General features: G+C 40.4%; 20 protein-coding genes and 5 other annotated features. Of the genes, 17 read left to right on the top strand and 3 right to left on the bottom strand.

Features of this window, described 5'->3' with window-relative positions; translation table 11 throughout:
* The first annotated feature begins 22 nt into the window (after positions 1 to 22).
* The 14 genes from speD (at position 23) to JOC77_RS10890 (ending at position 12,694) form a co-directional block, all read left to right on the top strand.
* Entirely contained in the window at positions 23 to 403 is a 381-nt protein-coding gene (speD, locus tag JOC77_RS10955; protein ID WP_204543100.1) for an adenosylmethionine decarboxylase, read from the top strand.
* 199 nt (positions 404 to 602) lie between these two features.
* Entirely contained in the window at positions 603 to 986 is a 384-nt protein-coding gene (locus JOC77_RS10950; protein ID WP_204543098.1) for a hypothetical protein, read from the top strand.
* Between the two features lie 246 nt (positions 987 to 1,232).
* Positions 1,233 to 1,691 carry a transcriptional regulator NrdR gene (nrdR, locus tag JOC77_RS10945; RefSeq protein WP_204543096.1) on the top strand — a complete coding sequence of 153 codons (459 nt, stop codon included), beginning with the start codon at positions 1,233 to 1,235 and terminating at the stop codon, positions 1,689 to 1,691.
* Positions 1,692 to 1,829: 138 nt separating this feature from the next.
* On the top strand, positions 1,830 to 3,224 hold the full coding sequence (locus JOC77_RS10940; RefSeq protein ID WP_204543088.1) for a replication initiation and membrane attachment family protein: 1,395 nt from the start codon (positions 1,830 to 1,832) through the stop codon (positions 3,222 to 3,224).
* Positions 3,225 to 3,232: 8 nt separating this feature from the next.
* Positions 3,233 to 4,165: a primosomal protein DnaI gene (gene dnaI, locus JOC77_RS10935; protein WP_204543078.1), complete on the top strand. Its 933-nt coding sequence runs from the start codon at positions 3,233 to 3,235 to the stop codon at positions 4,163 to 4,165.
* Positions 4,166 to 4,290: 125 nt separating this feature from the next.
* Entirely contained in the window at positions 4,291 to 5,169 is an 879-nt protein-coding gene (ytxC, locus tag JOC77_RS10930) for a sporulation protein YtxC (protein WP_204543070.1), read from the top strand.
* Between the two features lie 72 nt (positions 5,170 to 5,241).
* Positions 5,242 to 5,488 (top strand) — a binding site (T-box leader).
* Positions 5,489 to 5,594: 106 nt separating this feature from the next.
* Entirely contained in the window at positions 5,595 to 7,526 is a 1,932-nt protein-coding gene (gene thrS, locus JOC77_RS10925; RefSeq protein ID WP_204543068.1) for a threonine--tRNA ligase, read from the top strand.
* Positions 7,527 to 7,566: 40 nt separating this feature from the next.
* Positions 7,567 to 7,791, top strand: a binding site (T-box leader).
* A gap of 95 nt (positions 7,792 to 7,886) precedes the next feature.
* Positions 7,887 to 8,108, top strand: a binding site (T-box leader).
* An 88-nt stretch (positions 8,109 to 8,196) separates the two neighbouring features.
* A complete protein-coding gene (gene thrS, locus JOC77_RS10920) occupies positions 8,197 to 9,402 on the top strand; it encodes a threonine--tRNA ligase (protein WP_204543060.1) in 1,206 nt (401 codons plus the stop codon).
* 160 nt (positions 9,403 to 9,562) lie between these two features.
* Positions 9,563 to 9,695, top strand: a sequence feature (ribosomal protein L20 leader region).
* 112 nt (positions 9,696 to 9,807) lie between these two features.
* Entirely contained in the window at positions 9,808 to 10,311 is a 504-nt protein-coding gene (gene infC, locus JOC77_RS10915) for a translation initiation factor IF-3 (RefSeq protein ID WP_204543052.1), read from the top strand.
* 21 nt (positions 10,312 to 10,332) lie between these two features.
* Positions 10,333 to 10,533, top strand: coding sequence for a 50S ribosomal protein L35 (rpmI, locus tag JOC77_RS10910; RefSeq protein WP_204543049.1), 201 nt, complete (start codon positions 10,333 to 10,335; stop codon positions 10,531 to 10,533).
* A gap of 33 nt (positions 10,534 to 10,566) precedes the next feature.
* Positions 10,567 to 10,926 (top strand): 50S ribosomal protein L20, encoded by a 360-nt coding sequence (gene rplT / locus JOC77_RS10905; RefSeq protein WP_204543046.1) that lies wholly within the window; start codon positions 10,567 to 10,569, stop codon positions 10,924 to 10,926.
* A gap of 274 nt (positions 10,927 to 11,200) precedes the next feature.
* On the top strand, positions 11,201 to 11,470 hold the full coding sequence (locus JOC77_RS10900; protein WP_204543440.1) for a DUF1294 domain-containing protein: 270 nt from the start codon (positions 11,201 to 11,203) through the stop codon (positions 11,468 to 11,470).
* A gap of 15 nt (positions 11,471 to 11,485) precedes the next feature.
* Complete coding sequence (locus JOC77_RS10895; RefSeq protein ID WP_204543044.1) at positions 11,486 to 11,980, top strand: dUTP diphosphatase; 495 nt, start codon at positions 11,486 to 11,488, stop codon at positions 11,978 to 11,980.
* A 72-nt stretch (positions 11,981 to 12,052) separates the two neighbouring features.
* Positions 12,053 to 12,694: a M50 family metallopeptidase gene (locus JOC77_RS10890; protein WP_204543042.1), complete on the top strand. Its 642-nt coding sequence runs from the start codon at positions 12,053 to 12,055 to the stop codon at positions 12,692 to 12,694.
* A gap of 68 nt (positions 12,695 to 12,762) precedes the next feature.
* Here the strand turns inward: JOC77_RS10890 and sspI are convergent, their stop codons facing one another.
* Positions 12,763 to 12,972 (bottom strand): small acid-soluble spore protein SspI, encoded by a 210-nt coding sequence (gene sspI / locus JOC77_RS10885; protein WP_204543040.1) that lies wholly within the window; start codon positions 12,970 to 12,972, stop codon positions 12,763 to 12,765.
* A 120-nt stretch (positions 12,973 to 13,092) separates the two neighbouring features.
* On the opposite strand from sspI, the gene JOC77_RS10880 reads away from it, so the two are divergent.
* The 3 genes from JOC77_RS10880 (at position 13,093) to pheT (ending at position 17,709) form a co-directional block, all read left to right on the top strand.
* Positions 13,093 to 13,848: a TrmH family RNA methyltransferase gene (locus JOC77_RS10880; RefSeq protein WP_204543038.1), complete on the top strand. Its 756-nt coding sequence runs from the start codon at positions 13,093 to 13,095 to the stop codon at positions 13,846 to 13,848.
* A 91-nt stretch (positions 13,849 to 13,939) separates the two neighbouring features.
* Positions 13,940 to 14,173: a binding site (T-box leader), on the top strand.
* A 64-nt stretch (positions 14,174 to 14,237) separates the two neighbouring features.
* Positions 14,238 to 15,278, top strand: a complete 1,041-nt coding sequence (gene pheS, locus JOC77_RS10875) for a phenylalanine--tRNA ligase subunit alpha (protein WP_204543036.1) — start codon at positions 14,238 to 14,240, stop codon at positions 15,276 to 15,278.
* A gap of 16 nt (positions 15,279 to 15,294) precedes the next feature.
* Positions 15,295 to 17,709, top strand: a complete 2,415-nt coding sequence (pheT, locus tag JOC77_RS10870; protein WP_204543034.1) for a phenylalanine--tRNA ligase subunit beta — start codon at positions 15,295 to 15,297, stop codon at positions 17,707 to 17,709.
* Positions 17,710 to 17,862: 153 nt separating this feature from the next.
* Here the strand turns inward: pheT and JOC77_RS21280 are convergent, their stop codons facing one another.
* Both JOC77_RS21280 and JOC77_RS21275 read right to left on the bottom strand, forming a co-directional pair.
* A complete protein-coding gene (locus tag JOC77_RS21280) occupies positions 17,863 to 18,135 on the bottom strand; it encodes a hypothetical protein (RefSeq protein WP_239558715.1) in 273 nt (90 codons plus the stop codon).
* Entirely contained in the window at positions 18,125 to 18,508 is a 384-nt protein-coding gene (locus JOC77_RS21275) for a nucleoside/nucleotide kinase family protein (RefSeq protein WP_239558714.1), read from the bottom strand. The genes JOC77_RS21280 and JOC77_RS21275 overlap by 11 nt, the downstream gene beginning before the upstream one ends.
* Positions 18,509 to 18,958 lie beyond the last annotated feature (450 nt).

The following is an 18,958-nucleotide window of genomic DNA, read 5'->3' as shown; positions in this document are numbered from 1 at the left end:
TGTTAAAGGGGGAAACTTGAACATGGAAACAATGGGTCGTCATGTCATTTCTGAACTTTGGGGTTGTGACTTTGGAAAATTAAACAATATGGAACAGATTGAACAAATCTTCGTTGATGCAGCACTTAAATCAGGTGCTGAAGTACGTGAGGTTGCATTCCACAAATTTGCTCCACAAGGAGTAAGCGGTGTGGTTATCATATCTGAATCACATTTGACTATTCATAGCTTTCCTGAGCACGGATATGCCAGCATAGATGTTTACACTTGCGGCGAATTAGATCCTAATATTGCTGCAGATTACATTGCAGAGGCTTTAGGCGCTCAAACTCGCGAGAATATTGAACTGCCTCGGGGCATGGGTCCAGTACAGGTAAAGCAATCAAAAGTAAAAGCACTTTAATACTTAATAACTCATAAACAGACAAGAGATGTACATGCTGCATCTCTTTTTTAATTGCATCGAAATTTTTAAGCCAGGCATCTGGCTCAAGAAGGATGCCATTTATATCTAGGTATTCCCCTGATCAGCTTAGTTCTTGTGATTTGAACACTTTATTGAAATTAGGTAAACTAAAAGAAAACTTGCACGGGGGTTACCAATGGGATTACTAACCAGATACAGTAGAGTTTGTGAAACAAGTGATAAGAACAGGCTGCCTGAACTTCGTACTCACTATTACAAAGCGTCTTCAGCAAAAGCTTTTGCGGCTGTAGAAGAAGTCCTGCGATCTATCGATAATTGCCGCATTGTGAACATATCAAAGGACCATGGCGAAATATCTGCAGAGCTGCCTTCTCCACATTCTTTTTTAGTTGTTACAATAGTGGCTGTGCAGCCTAATGAAACAGCCGTGGATTTCATCATTTCCTCTGATAAAACATCTCTTACAGGAATGTTTCCGTCCTTAAAAAAACAGGCTGTCTTACTTTATCATAATTTAGATAAGAAGCTTCCTTACCTTTCCGCAGGAAAAGCTTATTAATTTCCACAAATGTTTATTTGAATTCATACACTTAAAAGCCCTTGGCCATCCGAGAAAATTCCTGGTGTCTTTTCCATTCTCTTTTTCTTGTACAAAAAAGGGCTTTTTTATAAGATAAAGGTATTAGATTGAAAATCTTATTGGCTGACGCAGCTGCCTCCTCACATAAAAACCCGTTAAGGGACCGAACGGGCTGATGGGGTAAATTCAGGTTAATAGTAGATAAGATGATACGGAGCTGATAGTATGAAATGCCCGAATTGCCAATATAATGGAACGCGTGTCCTGGATTCACGCCCTGTTGATGAAAGCCGCTCAATCAGGAGAAGAAGAGAATGCGAACAATGCAGCTTCCGCTTTACAACTTTTGAAAAAGTGGAAGAGATCCCTTTGATCGTTGTAAAGAAAGATGGTACAAGAGAAGAATTCAGCACGGACAAAATTCTTCGCGGGCTGATTAAAGCATGTGAGAAGCGCCCGGTTTCATTAAAACAGCTTGAAGATATTACTCACTATGTTGAAAAGGAGCTTCGCAATCAGGGGGTTTCTGAGATACAGAGTGAAGATGTCGGCGAGATGGTTATGGACAGGCTCGCTGAAGTAGACGAGGTGGCTTATGTTCGATTTGCCTCTGTTTACCGTCAGTTTAAAGATATTAATGTATTTATCGAAGAACTTAGGGAGCTTATTAATAAAGAAAAGTAAGCTTCTCCTCCAAAATGATTTTTAGTCGTCAGGATCTCTATATCGCATTCCAGGAGCTAACCTGTTTAGCTCTTTTTCTGTGAATACGGTAAACACAGTCCCTGTGATTCATCAATACACAGTAAAGGTTTGAGTGGTATGCAAAAGCACTGGCAGCAAATTTTGCCTATAGATCGATATGAGGTATGTGCAAGCGGACTTATTCATGCTTATGATAGAAAAGTGCTGGCTTTACTCTATCAGCCTTTAATAGGCCCGGTTTGCTTCAGTCTTTATTTAACGCTGTTGAGTGAGCTTGAAGACAATAGGTTATGGTCGGCTTCCTCCTCTCATCATGCATTAATGTCTACTATGGCAGTAAACTTACGAGAAATATTTGAAGCGAGAACTAAATTAGAGGGTATAGGATTACTAAAGGCGTGGAAAAGAAAAGAAGGAGAAGAAAGTTCATTTATTTATGAATTAATGCCGCCTCTCTCTCCGAAAGCATTTTTTACTGATGGCATGCTTAATATCTATCTTTATAAAAAAGTAGGTAAAATTCAATATGCTAAACTGAAAAAAACATTCAGTGACCAATGCATATCTCATGAGCATTTTCAGGATGTAACTAAATCCTTTCATGAGGTTTTCATTTCAGACCATTCGGAATCTCTCTATCTCCCTGAAGATGCTGTGGAGGACATGTCACTTGAAGAAGAAAAGCAATTTATTACCCGCAGTTCTGCAGAACAGATCAGCGGATTTGAGGGGTACTTTGATTTTGAATTATTGTTTTCAGGATTAAAGGATTCGTTCATTTCTATAAAAGCCTTCACTCCCAAAGTCCGCGAAACGATTGCTAAGCTTTCTTTTTTGTATGGAATTGATTCTTTAAATATGAAAAATCTTCTGCTCGATGTTATTGACAGCAGCGATGAAATTGATGTTGAAGAATTAAGAAAAAGAGCAAGGGACTGGTATCAGATTGAGTATAATGCACAGCTGCCGTCGCTCTCAAGCCATGTTCAGCCGCCGCAATTGCATACGCAGTCGGCCGAGCCGAAAACACCTGAAGAAAAACATATCCGATATTTAGAAAATGTTTCACCAAGGCAGCGCCTCATCGATTTATCGGGAGGTGCCGAACCATCCAGGTCAGATCTGCAGATTATTGAAGATATTTTACTGAACCAGCAGCTTACTCCAGGAGTAACGAATGTTCTAATTGAGTATGTAATGATGAAGTCTGATATGAGATTATCAAAAGCATATGTAGAAAAGATTGCCGGCCATTGGGCGCGAAAGGGCATTAAAACAGTGAAAGAGGCAATGGACCTTGCGAAAAGTGAGCATAGGCAATATCAATCGTGGGCTGCTGATAAAAAAACGAAGAAAACTGGTGCGAAAAAACCCATTAGGACAGAAATTGTTCCTGATTGGCTGAAGGATGAAGAGCCTGCGCCGGCAAACACTGAAATAACAGGCAAAGACATAGAGGAACGAAAACGGAAGCTGGAAGAAAAGCTTAAGAAATATCAGGACCGGGGGTGAGAAGATAAATGGAGCGTATAAATGACACGCTGAATAAATTGGCCAATAGAGGACAATTCCGGGAAAGATACAATGAGCTTTCGGAAGAAATTCTCAGTGATCCAAACATTGTTCATTTTCTTAATGAAAACAGTTCTACAATCACGAAAGAGATGATTGATAAAAGCATGGGGAAGCTGTATGAATATAGCACACAAAGCAAAGAATGCGGAAAGTGCCCTTCTCTTGAAGGCTGTATAAATATGATGCAGGGCTATCACCCCCATCTCGTTCTTAGAGGCAGTTATATCGATATCAATTATGACCGCTGCCCGCGCAAAGAGCATGCTGACGAAAAAAAGAAACATGAAAAATTAATTCAAAGTCTTTATGTTCCTAAGGAAATTTTATCAGCTTCGATTGCAGATTTTGACTTCAGCTCTGGAGACAGACTGGCAGCCCTTGAAAAAGCAACGGAATTTGTGGAAAAATATACACCCGGCAGCAAAATGAAGGGGCTCTACTTATACGGGAAATTTGGAGTTGGAAAAACCTATTTGCTCGGAGCAATCGCCAATGAATTAGCAAGAAAAAGAATCTCCTCCTTACTCGTATATGTACCAGATTTTCTAAGAGAAATTAAAAACTCCATTTCTGACCATACACTTGGTGAAAAATTAGAAATGGTTAAGAAAGCACCCGTTCTTATGCTGGATGATCTAGGGGCAGAAACAATGAGCAGCTGGGGCAGGGATGAAGTATTTGGTCCGATTCTTCAATTTAGGATGCTCGAAGATCTGCCGACTTTTTTCACTTCAAACTTTGACTTCAGCCAGATGAAAAATCACCTGACTGTCTCGCAGCGGGGAGAAATTGAAGAGGTGAAAGCAGCCAGAATTATGGAGCGTATAAGATATCTAGCTGAGCCGGTCCTGCTGGATGGATCTAATAGAAGACGATGAAATCAAGCAAGCCACCCCATGCATATGGGATGGCTTTTTCTTTTTTCTATAGCGTTATAAGGCTTCTAAACCAAAGGCTTATCCCATATACATATACAGGAAAGTTGTATTAGGGGGGGGTATCTTTGGTTTCGATTTATTTTGAAGATGATGCGGATGCGCTGAAAATCTATGGATTCATTTCAAAAGGCCGGCAAGGCACAACAGTAAATGAACTTATTCAATATATACCTGCCACAGGATTAGTGATAAACGTAACTGATGAAAAATTGGGAGATTTATTAGAGGTGCTTAGCAATGCTCTTCACACCTTTATTATCACCTCTAAAATTTATAGCTGGATGGAGACCATTATTAAATCTAAGTTCTTATATGAAGAACAGGAGGAAATTGATCAAATTGTAGAAATAACAAGAGCTATTATTGAATCAGGCAGCAAAGCAGGGCAGTCTCATATTTTGGATATGGATCAGAAAACAATTGCTGAAAGCCTGCTGACCATGCTGCTCAGTAATGTCTCTTTCTCATTTGATTCTTTTGCCAAGTTCAGACTGAAAGGGATTGGAGATTCCCTAATGCCCTATGTTGAGCAGGCAATCGACGAGTATAAAATGGAACAGGACTACCAAAATTTTATCCAGTCGCTTAGAGATTTTATGGTCTCGCAGCCCAGCAAGTTAAAAGCTTTGCATCTTATTCATGACGAAGTTCTTTATTTTTATAATGATTCCTTTAAGAAAATGGATAGTGGAGAACTCTTTAGGCTGATCGATAGAAAATTATTAGCGGAAAACCCCTTATATATTGATTCGAATACGATTGCTCCTCTTATTTCCATCGCACCGCAAAAGCTTTTTGTTTATACAGATGAAATTGAGAATGGCCTTATTCAAACAATCATTAGAGTGTTTGAAGAAAGATCAGTCCTAAAATCCAAAGAAAGCTTTACAAAAGAAAAGAAAGACTACTTTGAACAGCAAAACCACAGAAACCAAGTTCTTTAGAAAAAAATTTCCATGTGCCCTTGCATTTCTTTACATAACATTCTATAATATCCTACATAATAACCTGTATATCTAAAAGTAATGATAAGGACATGGGTATTCTAAACCGGTTTCCAGAGAGGGAAGGCTAGCGCTGAAAACTTCCTAATACGGATAGAGTGCTTACCGCCTTTGAACTTCGGCTGTGAAATCAAGTAATAGCTGACGGGAAGAACCGCCGTTAAAAGGTCACAAGTGTCATTTTGCTCATTGCAGCAGAATGGAACTAGGGTGGAACCGCGGGTTAATACTTACTATGTATATAAAGCTCGTCCCTGTATGTGTATACAGGGACGGGCTTTTTTGTATTTTATTTTAAGATGTGTTCGTAATGAGGTGCACCTAAAGGGCGCCTCTCGATCCTAGAATTTGAAGGAGTGGCTGGTATGTCTGAAATGATAAAAGTAACGTTTCCGGATGGTGCGGTAAAGGAATTCGAAAAAGGTACAACTACAGAGGATATTGCATTCTCTATAAGCCCAGGCTTAAAGAAAAAAGCACTGGCCGGGAAAGTGAACGGAATTCTGTATGACTTGAAAAGACCCATTGAAAACGATGGTTCAATTGAAATTGTAACTCAAGACAGCACAGATGCACTTGAAATATTGCGGCACAGTACAGCGCATTTAATGGCTCAGGCAGTCAAACGCTTATATAATCACGTAAAGCTTGGAGTCGGGCCGGTTATTGAAGGCGGATTTTATTACGATATCGATACAGAAGATTCGCTTTCGCCTGAAAGTCTTACTTTAATTGAGAAAGAAATGAAGAAAATTGTAAACGAAAATCTTGAAGTAGTCCGTGAAGAAGTAAGCCGTGACGAAGCTATACAAATGTTTAAAGAAATTGCGGATGAATACAAGCTTGAACTTATTGAAGCGATCCCAGCGGATGAAACGGTTACTATATATAGACAGGGAGAATTCTTCGACCTTTGCAGAGGAGTTCATGTACCATCTACAGGGAAAATTAAAGAATTTAAACTCCTTAGTATTGCCGGTGCTTACTGGAGAGGCAACAGCGACAATAAAATGCTTCAGCGGATCTATGGAACAGCTTTCTTCAAGAAGGAAGATTTAGCAGAGCATTTAAGGCTGCTTGAAGAAGCAAAAGAACGCGATCACCGAAAGCTGGGCAAGGAACTAAGCTTGTTTACGAATTCACAAAAGGTTGGCCAGGGCCTTCCTCTATGGCTGCCAAAAGGTGCCACAATCCGCCGGATCGTAGAGCGTTACATTGTCGACAAAGAAGTAAGACTTGGCTATGATCACGTCTATACCCCGATCATGGGAAGCGTGGACCTCTATAAAACATCAGGACACTGGGACCACTATCGTGAAGACATGTTCCCAGTAATGGATATGGATAATGAGCAGCTGGTTCTTCGTCCGATGAACTGTCCGCATCATATGATGGTATATAAAAATGCGATCCACAGCTATCGTGAGCTGCCAATCCGTATTGCGGAGCTTGGAACGATGCACCGCTATGAAATGTCAGGTGCACTATCCGGCCTTCAGCGGGTTAGAGGGATGACTCTTAATGATGCTCATATTTTTGTACGCCCTGATCAAATTAAAGAAGAATTCAAGCGCGTGGTTAATCTAGTATTAGCTGTTTATAAAGATTTTGATATTAACGATTATTCATTCCGTCTGTCTTACCGCGATCCACAGGATACAGAGAAATACTTCGATGATGATGAAATGTGGGAAAGAGCACAGAGCATGCTGAAGGAAGCAATGGATGAGCTTGGCCTTGATTATTTTGAAGCTGAAGGTGAAGCGGCATTCTACGGTCCTAAGCTAGACGTGCAGGTTCGTACGGCGCTTGGGAAAGATGAGACGCTGTCTACCGTTCAGCTGGATTTCCTGCTTCCTGAACGATTTGACTTATCTTATGTAGGGGAAGATGGAAAACCTCATCGTCCGGTCGTTATTCACCGCGGTGTAGTCTCTACAATGGAACGCTTTGTAGCCTTCTTAATTGAAGAATACAAAGGTGCTTTCCCGACATGGCTTGCACCTGTACAGGTTCAGGTTATACCTGTTTCTCCAGAAGTGCATCTTGATTATGCTAAGCAGATTCAAGAGAAATTGCAGGAGGAAGGCCTTCGTGTTGAACTAGATCACCGTGATGAAAAAATCGGTTATAAAATTCGCGAGGCACAAATGCAAAAAATCCCTTATATGTTAGTGGTAGGGGATAACGAAATTCAAGAAAATGCTGTAAATGTACGCAAATATGGTGAACAAAAATCAGAAACAATGAGCTTTGGCGACTTCCAAGGAATGATTTCAAAAGAGATAAAAAAATAAGTTTATCGAATTAGAACACTATGTAACTGATTTATATAATAAAAAAGCAATGATGAGGACAACAATCACTTGAGTTTTCTTTCCAGAGAACAGGGCCATTGGCTGCAAGCCCTGAAGAAAGCAGAGTGTTTTACCGCCTTCTGAGCTATTATGGGGAACTAACAGTATCCATAATCGGTCCAAACCGTTATTTGTCCCGGAGCATAGAGAGTTTGATTTACTCTTTATGAAACAAGGGTGGAACCACGGCGCACTCGTCCCTTTTATGGGGGATGGGTGCGTTTTTTTGCTGCATGAATATATGATAACGATTGGCCTCGCTCAGAGGATCATAGAAAAGGGATCTAAACAAACGAATATAAAAAAGCGATGAAAAGGACAACAATTGTTTATGTCTTCTCTACAGAGAACAGGGCCATAGGCTGAGAGCCCTGGAGAAAGTTTTCAATTTACCGCCTTAGAGCTATTATGGCGAATATTTGAGTAGCCATAATCGGATAAACCCGTTATTTTACCAGAGCATTACACTACTTTTTGGTGTAGTGGAATTAGGGTGGCACCACGACCGCACTCGTCCCTTATATAGGGATGGGTGCGGTTTTTTGTTCTAAAGCCTTATTGGCTGATAAAAGTACAGAATTTACTACTATTTATACAGGAGGAATTAGGGATGAATTCAAATCAAGCTGAAATTCAGAATCATCGTAAATTAGGGCAGGAATTAGAGTTATTCACTTCAATGGAAGAGGCTCCGGGAATGCCAGTTTTCCTTCCAAAGGGAATGGTTATTCGAAACGAGCTGGAGAGCTTATGGAAGAAAAAGCATCAATCAGCCGGATATCAGGAAATAAAGACACCGATCATGATGAAACAATCTCTCTGGGAACAATCGGGACATTGGGATCATTATCATGAAAATATGTATTTCTCACGTGTAGATGAACAGGATTATGCCATAAAGCCTATGAGCTGCCCAGGAGCTGTCCTTATTTTTAACAGCAAACGCAGAAGCTACAGGGAGCTGCCAGTTAGATATGCGGAGCTCGGCCTCGTCCACAGGCACGAATTATCTGGCTCTCTCAATGGCTTACTTCGAGTCAGATCTTTTACTCAAGATGATGCCCACCTTTTTGTTCGTGAAGATCAAATCGAACCAGAGATTGACAGCATTCTCGATTTAATTCATGAATTTTATTCTAGATTTGGGTTCAGTTACAAAGTGGAGCTCTCCACTAGGCCGGAAGATTTTATGGGATCCGCTGATATGTGGGATAAAGCAGAAGCATCTCTAGAATCCGTGCTGGAAGCAAAGGGTTTACCTTATCAAGTTAATCATGGTGAGGGGGCTTTTTACGGTCCGAAAATAGACTTTCACATTTTAGATTCCCTTGGAAGAAGCTGGCAGTGCGGAACAGTACAGCTCGATTTTCAGATGCCTGAGAAATTTGGCTGTTCGTACATTGGCGAAGACAGTAAGCCGCAACAGCCGGTTATGATTCATCGGGCAATCTACGGATCGATTGAGCGTTTTATGGCTATTCTCATCGAACACTATGCCGGGGAATTTCCGTTATGGCTGGCTCCAGTGCAGGCGAAAATCATTCCGATTTCTGAAGTTCACGCTGAATACGGAAATCAAATTAAACAACAATTTGAGCAAGCCGGGTTCAGAATTGAAGTAGACTGCCGATTAGAGAAAATGGGGCTTAAAATCAGGGAAGCTGAAATGCAAAAAATCCCTTATATGATCGTCATAGGTGATCAAGAAGTGCTGAATAGGTCATTGTCGATAAGGAGGAGGAAAGATAAAAAATTGGTGGTATTAAGTATAGAAGAAGCTATAATGCTATTAAAAAAGGAGATGGACAGTAAGTGAGTTTATAATATGAGCGCCATGTCTGAAAATAATTTTTGTAAATACCCTTGCAACCGGTCTATATATCTGATAATATAAATTCTGTTGTGAAAATAGTTTAATGGTTGACAGATAAACGTGATCCATGATATATTTTCTAAGGTGAATTGAATACGTGTTTGAGAAAAAGAAGAGGCACCCGCTTCTCACCTGACTGACGCATTTTGCAGTTAACAGGTTCATGATGATTATCTGACTTTGTCTATTTAATTAATCAGTGTGGGTGTTTCCAGCATCCGCACTTTTTTATTTGCTTTTTAGATAAACCAACAGCAATCATGGTGAATGAGGACAGCTTTTAAATGACCTTAAACCTTGTATTCGCCAAAATTACCTTGGAGGTGGCTAATTATTAGCAAACAAGACATGATGGTAAACGAGGGTATTCGTGCCCGCGAACTTCGTCTCATAGACCAAAACGGAGAGCAATTAGGAATCAAAACTAAATTTGAAGCCTTAGAAATTGCAGCGCGTGTTAATCTTGACGTCGTATTGGTTGCTCCAAATGCAAAGCCTCCAGTAGCCCGTATAATGGACTATGGAAAACATCGTTTTGAGCAGCAAAAGAAAGATAAAGAAGCACGCAAAAACCAAAAGATTATTAATTTAAAAGAGGTTCGCCTCAGCCCTACAATTGAAGAACATGACTTCAATACAAAGCTGAAAAATGCCATTAAGTTCCTTGAAAAAGGTGACAAAGTAAAAGCATCTATCCGCTTTAAAGGCCGTGCGATCACTCATAAAGAAATTGGACAACGTGTTCTTGACCGTTTTTCAGCGGCATGCAAGGATGTTTCTACAATCGAAACACATCCGAAAATGGATGGCCGCAGCATGTTTATACTATTAGCACCTAAAAACGAAAAGTAATGTTATGAGGAGGAATCCCTTATGCCAAAAATGAAAACTCACCGTGGATCCGCAAAGCGCTTCAAAAAGACTGGATCAGGTAAACTTAAGCGTTCTAACGCTTACACAAGCCACTTATTCGCTAACAAATCTACTAAAGCTAAGCGTAAGCTTCGCAAAGCCAGCCTTGTAAGCAAAGGTGACTTCAAACGCATTCGCCACATGCTAGACAACATTAAGTAATTTAACGAGATTTATATATAGGAGGGAAATAACATGCCACGTGTAAAAGGCGGTACTGTTACTCGCAAACGTCGTAAAAAAGTCATAAAATTAGCTAAAGGTTACTATGGTGCAAAACACATTTTGTTCAAAGTAGCTAACCAACAAGTAATGAAATCTCTACAATATGCTTTCCGTGATCGCCGTCAGAAAAAACGCGATTTCCGTAAGCTTTGGATCACTCGTATCAATGCAGCAGCTCGTATGAACGGTCTTTCTTACAGCCGTTTAATGCACGGCTTAAAGCTTGCTGAGGTTGACGTGAACCGTAAAATGCTAGCTGAGCTTGCAATCACTGATGTAAACGCATTTGCTGAATTTGCAAACATCGCTAAAAAACACCTTGATCAATAATAAATCCTCTTGCAGGATGTTATAAAAGGATGCTCCCAGAGCATCCTTTTTTATTTATAATAGATGCGAAAAGTAGTTCTCTGTTAGTGAAATGGTTGTTATTCAAGTGGAGATCTTTATCCATGTACCCGCGTGATTATCATAGATTATTGGGTGAAATTCATGGAGAATTGCAGGATTATTGAAGAATATTGCGGGAATATCAAGGGAAATTGAGGAAACATAAGCGTGGATTACTATTCCGTTAAAACTCAGGAAGAAAGTAGCGATATTGATGAACTGGCTTTATATTTTGGCCCTATATGGTTTGATAATAAATGTGGTTTCGCTTATCACAATGAAGGTAGATAAGGAGAGAGCGAAGAGGCATCAGTATAGAATAGCCGAAAGTACTCTATGGCTGATGGCTGCAGCAGGAGGATCATTGGGGGCGACTCTTGGAATGAACGTATATCGGCATAAAACTAAGCATTTGTCTTTTAAGTTCGGCTTTCCAATGCTTGCTGTAATACATCTATTTTTACTGTTTTCCCTAGTAAAATAAGACGGGGTGAAATTAATGAATTATGATAAATTGTTTGCGATGCAAAAAGCACTTGATCTGCACATAGAGACCATGCATGGACTGAGGAAAGAGGAGCTCTTCGATAAAAAGGTATTGGCGCTTCTTGTAGAAGTTGGGGAGCTGGCGAACGAAACAAGATGTTTCAAATTTTGGAGCTTAAAAGAGTCCTCTCCTAAGGAAGTGATTTTAGAGGAATATGTAGACGGCATACATTTTATTCTTTCGCTCGGTATCACAAAATCCTATGAGCATATTGGGCCTGATATGGATGAAGCAGAGAGCAGGGACTGCGGTATGACCAGTCAGTTCCTAACTGTATATAATAGTATAAATACCTTTAAAGCCGATCCAAGGGAACAGGTATACAAGGAGATGTTCACGGAGTATGTAAAGCTTGGACATTTGCTAGGCTTTTCTTTTGCAGATATAGAGACATCTTATATGGCTAAAAACAAAGTAAACTACGAGCGGCAGCAGCAGGGATATTAATAGGTTTCATTTTTACTAAAAAAGTAAACAATGATGAAAGCAGGAAGAGATTAACATGTGAGGTGTTCGGTTATGGTGTTTCTGTCATATATTCTAGGGGCGCTGTTTCTTTGCCGTATTCCTGTTATTGGCAGGTATTTGAGTGTGGTTCATACACTGATTCATGAGGTAGGCCATGCCCTTTGTTCCCTCCTTTTTGATGGGAAGGTAAGAAGCATCTCGCTATATTCAAATACAGAAGGACTCATTATGACAGGTTCAAGAAGCTGGATCGGCAAAGTTATGACTAGTTTTGCCGGGTATCCTTTTTCTTCTGCCTTTGCTTTGCTGTGTTTTACACTGATCTCAGATGGGCACGCTGCCTGGGTAATCTATGGAATCGGATCAACAGCATTAGTGGCGCTCCTGCTCTGGGTAAGAAATGTGTACGGCATTTTTTGGTGTTTGTCTTTTATAGCCATCTTAATGCTGATCATTACTAAAGGGAGTGAAACCTGGATCAATCATGGGGGGATGCTGCTGTCTGGAATTTTACTAACTCAGTCGATCCAATCAGCATTCATGATTTTATATATCAGCTTTAAAACCCCTCGTGAAGCCGGAGATGCAGCCAATTTAGCCCGATATACTATGATTCCCGCTCAAATATGGGGAATCCTCTTTTTTGCTTTTGCACTATTCTCTTTCACTAAAGTATGTGTTTCTATACTATAGGGCCTCATATATAGAACTAAAAAACCGTGAAGCTCCTGCAGCACGGTTTTTTTGTAAGAATGATAAGTTCATTTATTTAATCCGCTTTCTAGCAGCTGAACTATTTCTTTTCTTTCATTTTCAGGAGTGCCCTGCCAGATAATTTCAAAAAGAACACCGAGTCCAGGGAGCATTTTTTCTTCTTGCCGCTGGATGGCATCGACAATTGTTTCTTCTAATTGGTCCTGGTTTTTTCCTGTAACATTGTGGATAACCGCATGGCGCAGGTTTATATCCATCAAAATCCCTCCAAATAATCAAGATTACTTTCATAGCTTTTCTCATCGCTCCATTTATTATGTACTTAGTTTAGGATATAATAGGTAAATCATTTCTTAATTAGAAGGAGAGAGACAGGCTTGAAATATATTGAATCCTCCAAAAATCCCCAGGTCAAACAATGGAAAAAGCTTTTAACTAAAAAAGACCGGGACAAGACGGGGAAATTCTTAATAGAAGGCTTTCATTTAGTAGAAGAAGCCCTTAAAGAAACTAACTTAGTAACAGAAGTTATTTTGCAGGAAAACATAGAACTGCCTATCGGATTTGAATTAAATGACGTAGATATTGTTTATGTATCCCAGGATGTAATGAAATCCATTTCTGATACTGAAGCTCCCCAAGGTGTTGCAGCCGTATGTGAGCAGCCAACTTATCAGATTGAGCGATTGTCCGGTCAACAATTTTTACTAATAGATGCTGTTCAGGATCCAGGTAATCTTGGCACGATGATACGGACTGCGGATGCAGCGGGAATCGATGCGGTTGTTCTCGGGGAAGGTTCTGCTGATCTGTATAATCCGAAAGTGATTCGTTCGACACAGGGCAGTCTTTTTCATATTCCGATTATAAAGGCCAGTTTATCAAGCTTTATCGGGCAGCTGAAAGAACAAGGCATTCCAGTGTATGGAACTTCTCTTGAAGATGCAGATCCCTTTAAAGAGGCAGATAAACAGGACAGCTTTGCCTTGCTAGTTGGAAATGAAGGAAAAGGTGTAGACAAAATGTTATTAGCGCAGACAGAAAAAAATTTATATATCCCCATTTACGGGCGCAGTGAATCCTTAAATGTAGCCGTTGCTGCAGGCATCCTTCTATATCATCTGAAAAAATGATAAACATTAAAATATGAACTGCATACAGTATTAAAATTTCAGTTTGAAACTCATACCTATTTATACTATAATAGGGTGTAAATTTTATAAGAAAAAGACATTGACAGAGAAGAGTAGCCGTGCGAATTCCTTTCTAGGGAGAAAATGCCTGAGACTGTAAGCATTTTTAAGGGGCGCCGTGTGAAGTTCACCTCTTGAGTCGGCATCGGGACCACTGCAGTTAAGCAGTGTAAAGATGCATCGGCATAAGCCGTTATCCTAATGAAGTGAGTGCAGAAATATGCGCTAACAAGGGTGGTACCGCGAATAATACCTCGTCCCTTTTTTGGGGACGGGGTTTTTTTATTTTCTTTTAAAATTGCTCTACATAATAAAAAGGAGGATTTAGAATGAAGGAACGTTTGCAGGAGCTTCAAGCTGAAGCTCTTCAAAAGGTTGAAGAGGCAGTAAGTCTGAAGGAATTAAATGATATCCGGGTTTCATACCTGGGAAAAAAAGGCCCTATTACAGAAGTGCTCCGGGGGATGGGAAAACTATCTGCGGAGGAACGCCCGGTAATTGGTTCACTGGCAAATGAAGTTCGAGAAGCAATCGCACAGCACATCGAAGCGAAGCAAGCAAACCTTGAGGAAGCAGCCATTGCTGAAAAGCTTGCAGCAGAAAAAATTGATGTGACTTTACCCGGAAACCCTGTTCGTTCTGGCAGTAAGCATCCTTTAACAAAAGTAATAGAAGAAATAGAGGACTTGTTTATCAGTATGGGATACGCTGTTGCAGAAGGGCCGGAAGTGGAAAAGGATTATTATAATTTTGAAGCCCTTAACCTTCCAAAGGGACATCCAGCGCGAGACATGCAGGATTCTTTCTATATAACTGATGAGATTCTGCTCAGGACCCACACATCTCCTGTTCAGGCTAGAACGATGGAAAAGCATCAAAGTAAAGGTCCCGTTAAAATAATCTGTCCTGGGAAAGTTTACCGCCGTGATAATGATGACGCCACCCATTCACATCAATTTATGCAGATTGAAGGATTGGTCATTGATGAAAACATCCGTATGAGCGACTTAAAAGGAACACTCGATGTATTTGCAAAAAAAATGTTCGGCGAGGACCGTGAAATCCGATTAAGGCCTAGCTTTTTCCCTTTCACTGAGCCGTCGGTAGAAATGGATATTTCTTGTAAGGTCTGCGGAGGAAGAGGCTGCAGTGTGTGCAAAGGAACAGGATGGATTGAAATACTTGGAGCAGGCATGGTGCATCCGAATGTACTTGAAATGGCTGGATTTGATTCGAAGAAATACTCAGGTTTTGCTTTTGGAATGGGGCCGGAACGTATTGCCATGCTGAAATATGGCGTAGATGATATCCGTCATTTCTATACCAATGATATTCGATTTTTAAAACAATTTTCCAAGCATGAAGAATAAGTAAGGAGGATGAGCCATGTTTGTATCTTACAGATGGTTACAAGAATATGTAGACCTTTCAGGAATAAGCCCAGAAGAGCTTGCTGAAAAAATTACGAAGAGCGGTATCGAAGTAGAAGGTGTTGAAAAGAAGAGTGAAGGACTTAAGGGTGTTGTAGTAGGGCATGTTCTGGAAAAGGAAAAACATCCTGAAGCAGATAAATTAAATAAGTGTCTGGTCGATCTAGGCCAGGAAAATCCAGTCCAGATTATTTGTGGTGCCGCAAATGTCGATAAAGGCCAAAAAGTGGCGGTTGCAACTGTTGGTGCTGTACTCCCTGGGAATTTCAAAATAAAAAAAGCGAAACTCCGCGGTGAAGAATCTAATGGGATGATTTGCTCTCTGCAGGAACTTGGTATTGAACCGAAAGTAGTTGCAAAGGATTATTCGTCTGGTATTTTCGTTTTCCCAAGCGATGCAGAAGTAGGACAGGATGCTTTTTCGCTGCTTGGACTGGATGATTCCATTTTAGAACTGGGCCTTACTCCAAACAGAGCAGATGCCATGAGCATGCTCGGAGTTGCTTATGAGGTGGCTGCCATCCTTGGCAGAGAAGTGAAGTGGCCTCAAATAGAAGAACATGCTTCGGCAGAAGATGCTTCAGAATATATTTCTGTAAATGTAGAGGCAAAGGAAGATAACCCCTTATATGTAGCTAAAGTGATTAAGGATGTAAAAATTGGCCCATCCCCATTATGGATGCAGACTTTATTAATGAATAGCGGAATCAGGCCTCATAATAATATTGTAGATATCACAAATTATGTTCTTCTTGAATATGGCCAGCCGCTGCATGCCTTTGATTATGATAAGATTGGATCAAAAGAAATCCTTGTAAGAAAAGCGTCCGAGGGAGAAAAAATTGTAACTTTAGATGAAACAGAACGTACTCTTAAGGCAGATCACCTCGTTATTACAAATGGATCTGAGCCAATTGCTCTTGCCGGTGTTATGGGCGGTGCTAATTCAGAGGTTGGTTCCGATACAACGACAGTTCTATTGGAATCTGCGTATTTTACTGGAGGAGTGATACGTAAAGCGTCTAAAGATCATGGACTGCGAAGTGAAGCGAGCTCACGTTACGAAAAAGGCGTAGATCCAAACCGCGTACGCCAGTCTGCAGAACGTGCCGCTGACTTAATGGCGAAGTATGCAGCTGGAACGGTGCTAAAAGGCTCAGTAACCTCAGACTCGCTGCAGGCTGAACCAGCAGTGGTTTCCATAACTCTTGATAAAATAAACAAAGTTCTGGGGACGGAGTTACAAATAACTCAAATCAAGGATATTTTCGAGCGCCTTCAGTTTGCTGCTGTTGTTGAAGGCCAAGAAATCACCGTTACTGTTCCAACGAGGCGCGGGGATATAACTATTGAAGAAGATTTAATTGAAGAAGTAGCCCGATTATATGGGTATGATAATCTTCCCGTAACGCTTCCGGTGGCTGAAACAGTTCCAGGAGGGTTAACTCCATATCAATTAAAAAGAAGAAGAGTGAGAAGTTTTCTTGAAGGAGCCGGGCTTTACCAGGCTGTAACCTATTCCTTGACAACGGATGAAAAAGCAGGGCAGTATTCGTTAGAAAAGGCTGATACAATCCGCCTGGCTATGCCCATGAGTGAAGAGCGAAGCACGTTAAGGCTGAGCATCACTCCACAGCTGCTGGAAATCTTGAAATATAATCTTGCGCGCCAAAATGATTCTATTGCCATATACGAAACAGGCTCTGTATTCTTAAAAACCGAAGAAGACGAACTGCCAATAGAAAAGGAACAGCTAGCGGGTGCTTTAACAGGATTATGGCATTCACAACTATGGCAGGGCGAGAAAAAGCCTGTAGATTTTTATGTTGCAAAAGGAGTGCTTGAAGGCCTGTTTACTGAGCTTGGTTTAGCCGGGACTGTAACCTACCTTCCCGCAGATATTGCAGGCATGCATCCGGGACGAACAGCAGAAATCAAGCTTAATGGCGAGCCGATTGGTTTTGTAGGTCAGGTTCATCCTTCTGTGCAAAAGGAAATGGATTTAAAGGATACCTTCGTATTTGAACTATCTCTTCAAAGCATTTTACAGGCGCAAGCAGAGCCGATTGCCTACGAATCAATTCCTAGGTTCCCATCCATCACCCGGGATATTGCCCTAGTTGTGAACAGTGAAACTGCGGCTGGTGACATTTACGGGATTATTTTAGAGGCAGGCGGTAAATTGTTAAAAGAAGTCTCGATATTTGACCTATATGAAGGAGATCGTATGGAACAAGGGAAAAAGTCCGTTGCGTTCTCTCTAAAATATCTAGATCCAGAGCGTACTTTAACTGACGAAGAGGTTACAAAGGCTCACAACAAAGTTCTAAAAGCCGTAGAAGAAAAGACAGGAGCAACACTAAGAGGTTAACAAAGAAAGCATCTCGCATTGGTGAGATGCTTTTTTCATTTATATAATTGTTTTCGGTAATCCTGTTTTTCCAATTGCCGCTGGGTTTAAAGGGGATAGTACTATTAGCTCCTTTTTCTCTGTCGAGCTGCATATTACTTTTTCCAATGATTCTTAGTTTAGCTTGAACTTGTTTTTTAATTCTTCATAATTCTGGCTGATGGATCTTCTGCCGTCTACTTTTTTCGTTAACAAACCGAGTGCATCGGCATCTTTACTGATTTTTTCAGCAAATTTGATGTCTCGGAGCATCCAATTGGAAAAGGCCGTTTCAGGTTCTTTGTATTGGTTTAAAATGCTGTGAATCCATTCCCGTTTAGAATAGTGTTCAATTTGAAAATCAGGCGAAGGGATCATCCATATAGCCTGATCGGGCTTAACCCGCAAGGGTGCAACCATTTCGGGAAGTAAAGCAGCTCCTTCTGCAAGGACGTTTGAAGTACTCGGAAGTTTTAATAAGTCCTCTAAAAATGAACTGGAATTGTTCTTGATACACGGTTATGACTTCCTGCATCTGCACATCAACCGTTAGAGAACAAAATTGACTTGACCATACTTGACTCCATGTTAAATCCTTTATCCTATACATGGCTGGTTGTTGGTCTGCTGTGCTCCTGGACATATGATCTTCATAACAGTCATCACATTTGTAATAGGTAAAGTTATATTGAGTGGCAAGTTTCCGTGCAAGGGTAGTCTTTCCTGCGCAAGGAGAACCTCCAATCCAATAAACGTGTGAAAGCATACGTTTTAAATCCATTTTTTGAAACTCCTATCTATTAATAACTATTTAAACAATACCCTTTAATAAGCGATTTGTGTATTTCAATATACCCGTTCTTTTAATCGGTTAGGTGTGATTCTATTTCGTTTGAATATAAATAAAAAGGAATTAGGAAAAAGATATTGATTTCTTGTTTCACGCGTGTTATATTTATTGAGCTGCTTTTAGCGGCTGAATATCAGTTAAATAAATTCTTAAAAAAAGTGTTGACCTGATACTTTAAACGTGTTATGATTATTAAGTTGCTTACGAGCGACTGACTAATACTGACTAATGATTGTTCTTTGAAAACTGAACGAAACAAGACGCCAAGCGTATTTTTCTTTCGAGAAAAATACAAAAACAAGTTTTAAACTTTTAAGAGCTATATCAAACATTCTTCGGAGAGTTTGATCCTGGCTCAGGACGAACGCTGGCGGCGTGCCT

Origin of the sequence: Peribacillus deserti, from assembly GCF_016909175.1 — a bacterium.
Taxonomy (GTDB): domain Bacteria; phylum Bacillota; class Bacilli; order Bacillales; family DSM-1321; genus Paraperibacillus; species Paraperibacillus deserti.
Note: the sequence above shows the minus strand (reverse complement) of the source record. Positions and strands in the feature narration are given on the sequence as shown.

Excerpts from the sequence above, each read along its gene's own strand:
- speD (WP_204543100.1), top strand. The coding sequence starts at position 23 with ATGGAAACAATGGGTCGTCATGTCATTTCTGAACTTTGGGGTTGTGAC.
- JOC77_RS10950 (WP_204543098.1), top strand. The coding sequence starts at position 603 with ATGGGATTACTAACCAGATACAGTAGAGTTTGTGAAACAAGTGATAAG.
- nrdR (WP_204543096.1), top strand. The coding sequence starts at position 1,233 with ATGAAATGCCCGAATTGCCAATATAATGGAACGCGTGTCCTGGATTCA.
- JOC77_RS10940 (WP_204543088.1), top strand. The coding sequence starts at position 1,830 with ATGCAAAAGCACTGGCAGCAAATTTTGCCTATAGATCGATATGAGGTA.
- dnaI (WP_204543078.1), top strand. The coding sequence starts at position 3,233 with ATGGAGCGTATAAATGACACGCTGAATAAATTGGCCAATAGAGGACAA.
- thrS (WP_204543068.1), top strand. The coding sequence starts at position 5,595 with ATGTCTGAAATGATAAAAGTAACGTTTCCGGATGGTGCGGTAAAGGAA.
- thrS (WP_204543060.1), top strand. The coding sequence starts at position 8,197 with ATGAATTCAAATCAAGCTGAAATTCAGAATCATCGTAAATTAGGGCAG.
- infC (WP_204543052.1), top strand. The coding sequence starts at position 9,808 with ATGATGGTAAACGAGGGTATTCGTGCCCGCGAACTTCGTCTCATAGAC.
- rpmI (WP_204543049.1), top strand. The coding sequence starts at position 10,333 with ATGCCAAAAATGAAAACTCACCGTGGATCCGCAAAGCGCTTCAAAAAG.
- rplT (WP_204543046.1), top strand. The coding sequence starts at position 10,567 with ATGCCACGTGTAAAAGGCGGTACTGTTACTCGCAAACGTCGTAAAAAA.
- JOC77_RS10900 (WP_204543440.1), top strand. The coding sequence starts at position 11,201 with ATGAACTGGCTTTATATTTTGGCCCTATATGGTTTGATAATAAATGTG.
- JOC77_RS10895 (WP_204543044.1), top strand. The coding sequence starts at position 11,486 with ATGAATTATGATAAATTGTTTGCGATGCAAAAAGCACTTGATCTGCAC.
- JOC77_RS10890 (WP_204543042.1), top strand. The coding sequence starts at position 12,053 with ATGGTGTTTCTGTCATATATTCTAGGGGCGCTGTTTCTTTGCCGTATT.
- sspI (WP_204543040.1), bottom strand. The coding sequence starts at position 12,972 with ATGGATATAAACCTGCGCCATGCGGTTATCCACAATGTTACAGGAAAA.
- pheS (WP_204543036.1), top strand. The coding sequence starts at position 14,238 with ATGAAGGAACGTTTGCAGGAGCTTCAAGCTGAAGCTCTTCAAAAGGTT.
- pheT (WP_204543034.1), top strand. The coding sequence starts at position 15,295 with ATGTTTGTATCTTACAGATGGTTACAAGAATATGTAGACCTTTCAGGA.
- JOC77_RS21275 (WP_239558714.1), bottom strand. The coding sequence starts at position 18,508 with ATGGATTTAAAACGTATGCTTTCACACGTTTATTGGATTGGAGGTTCT.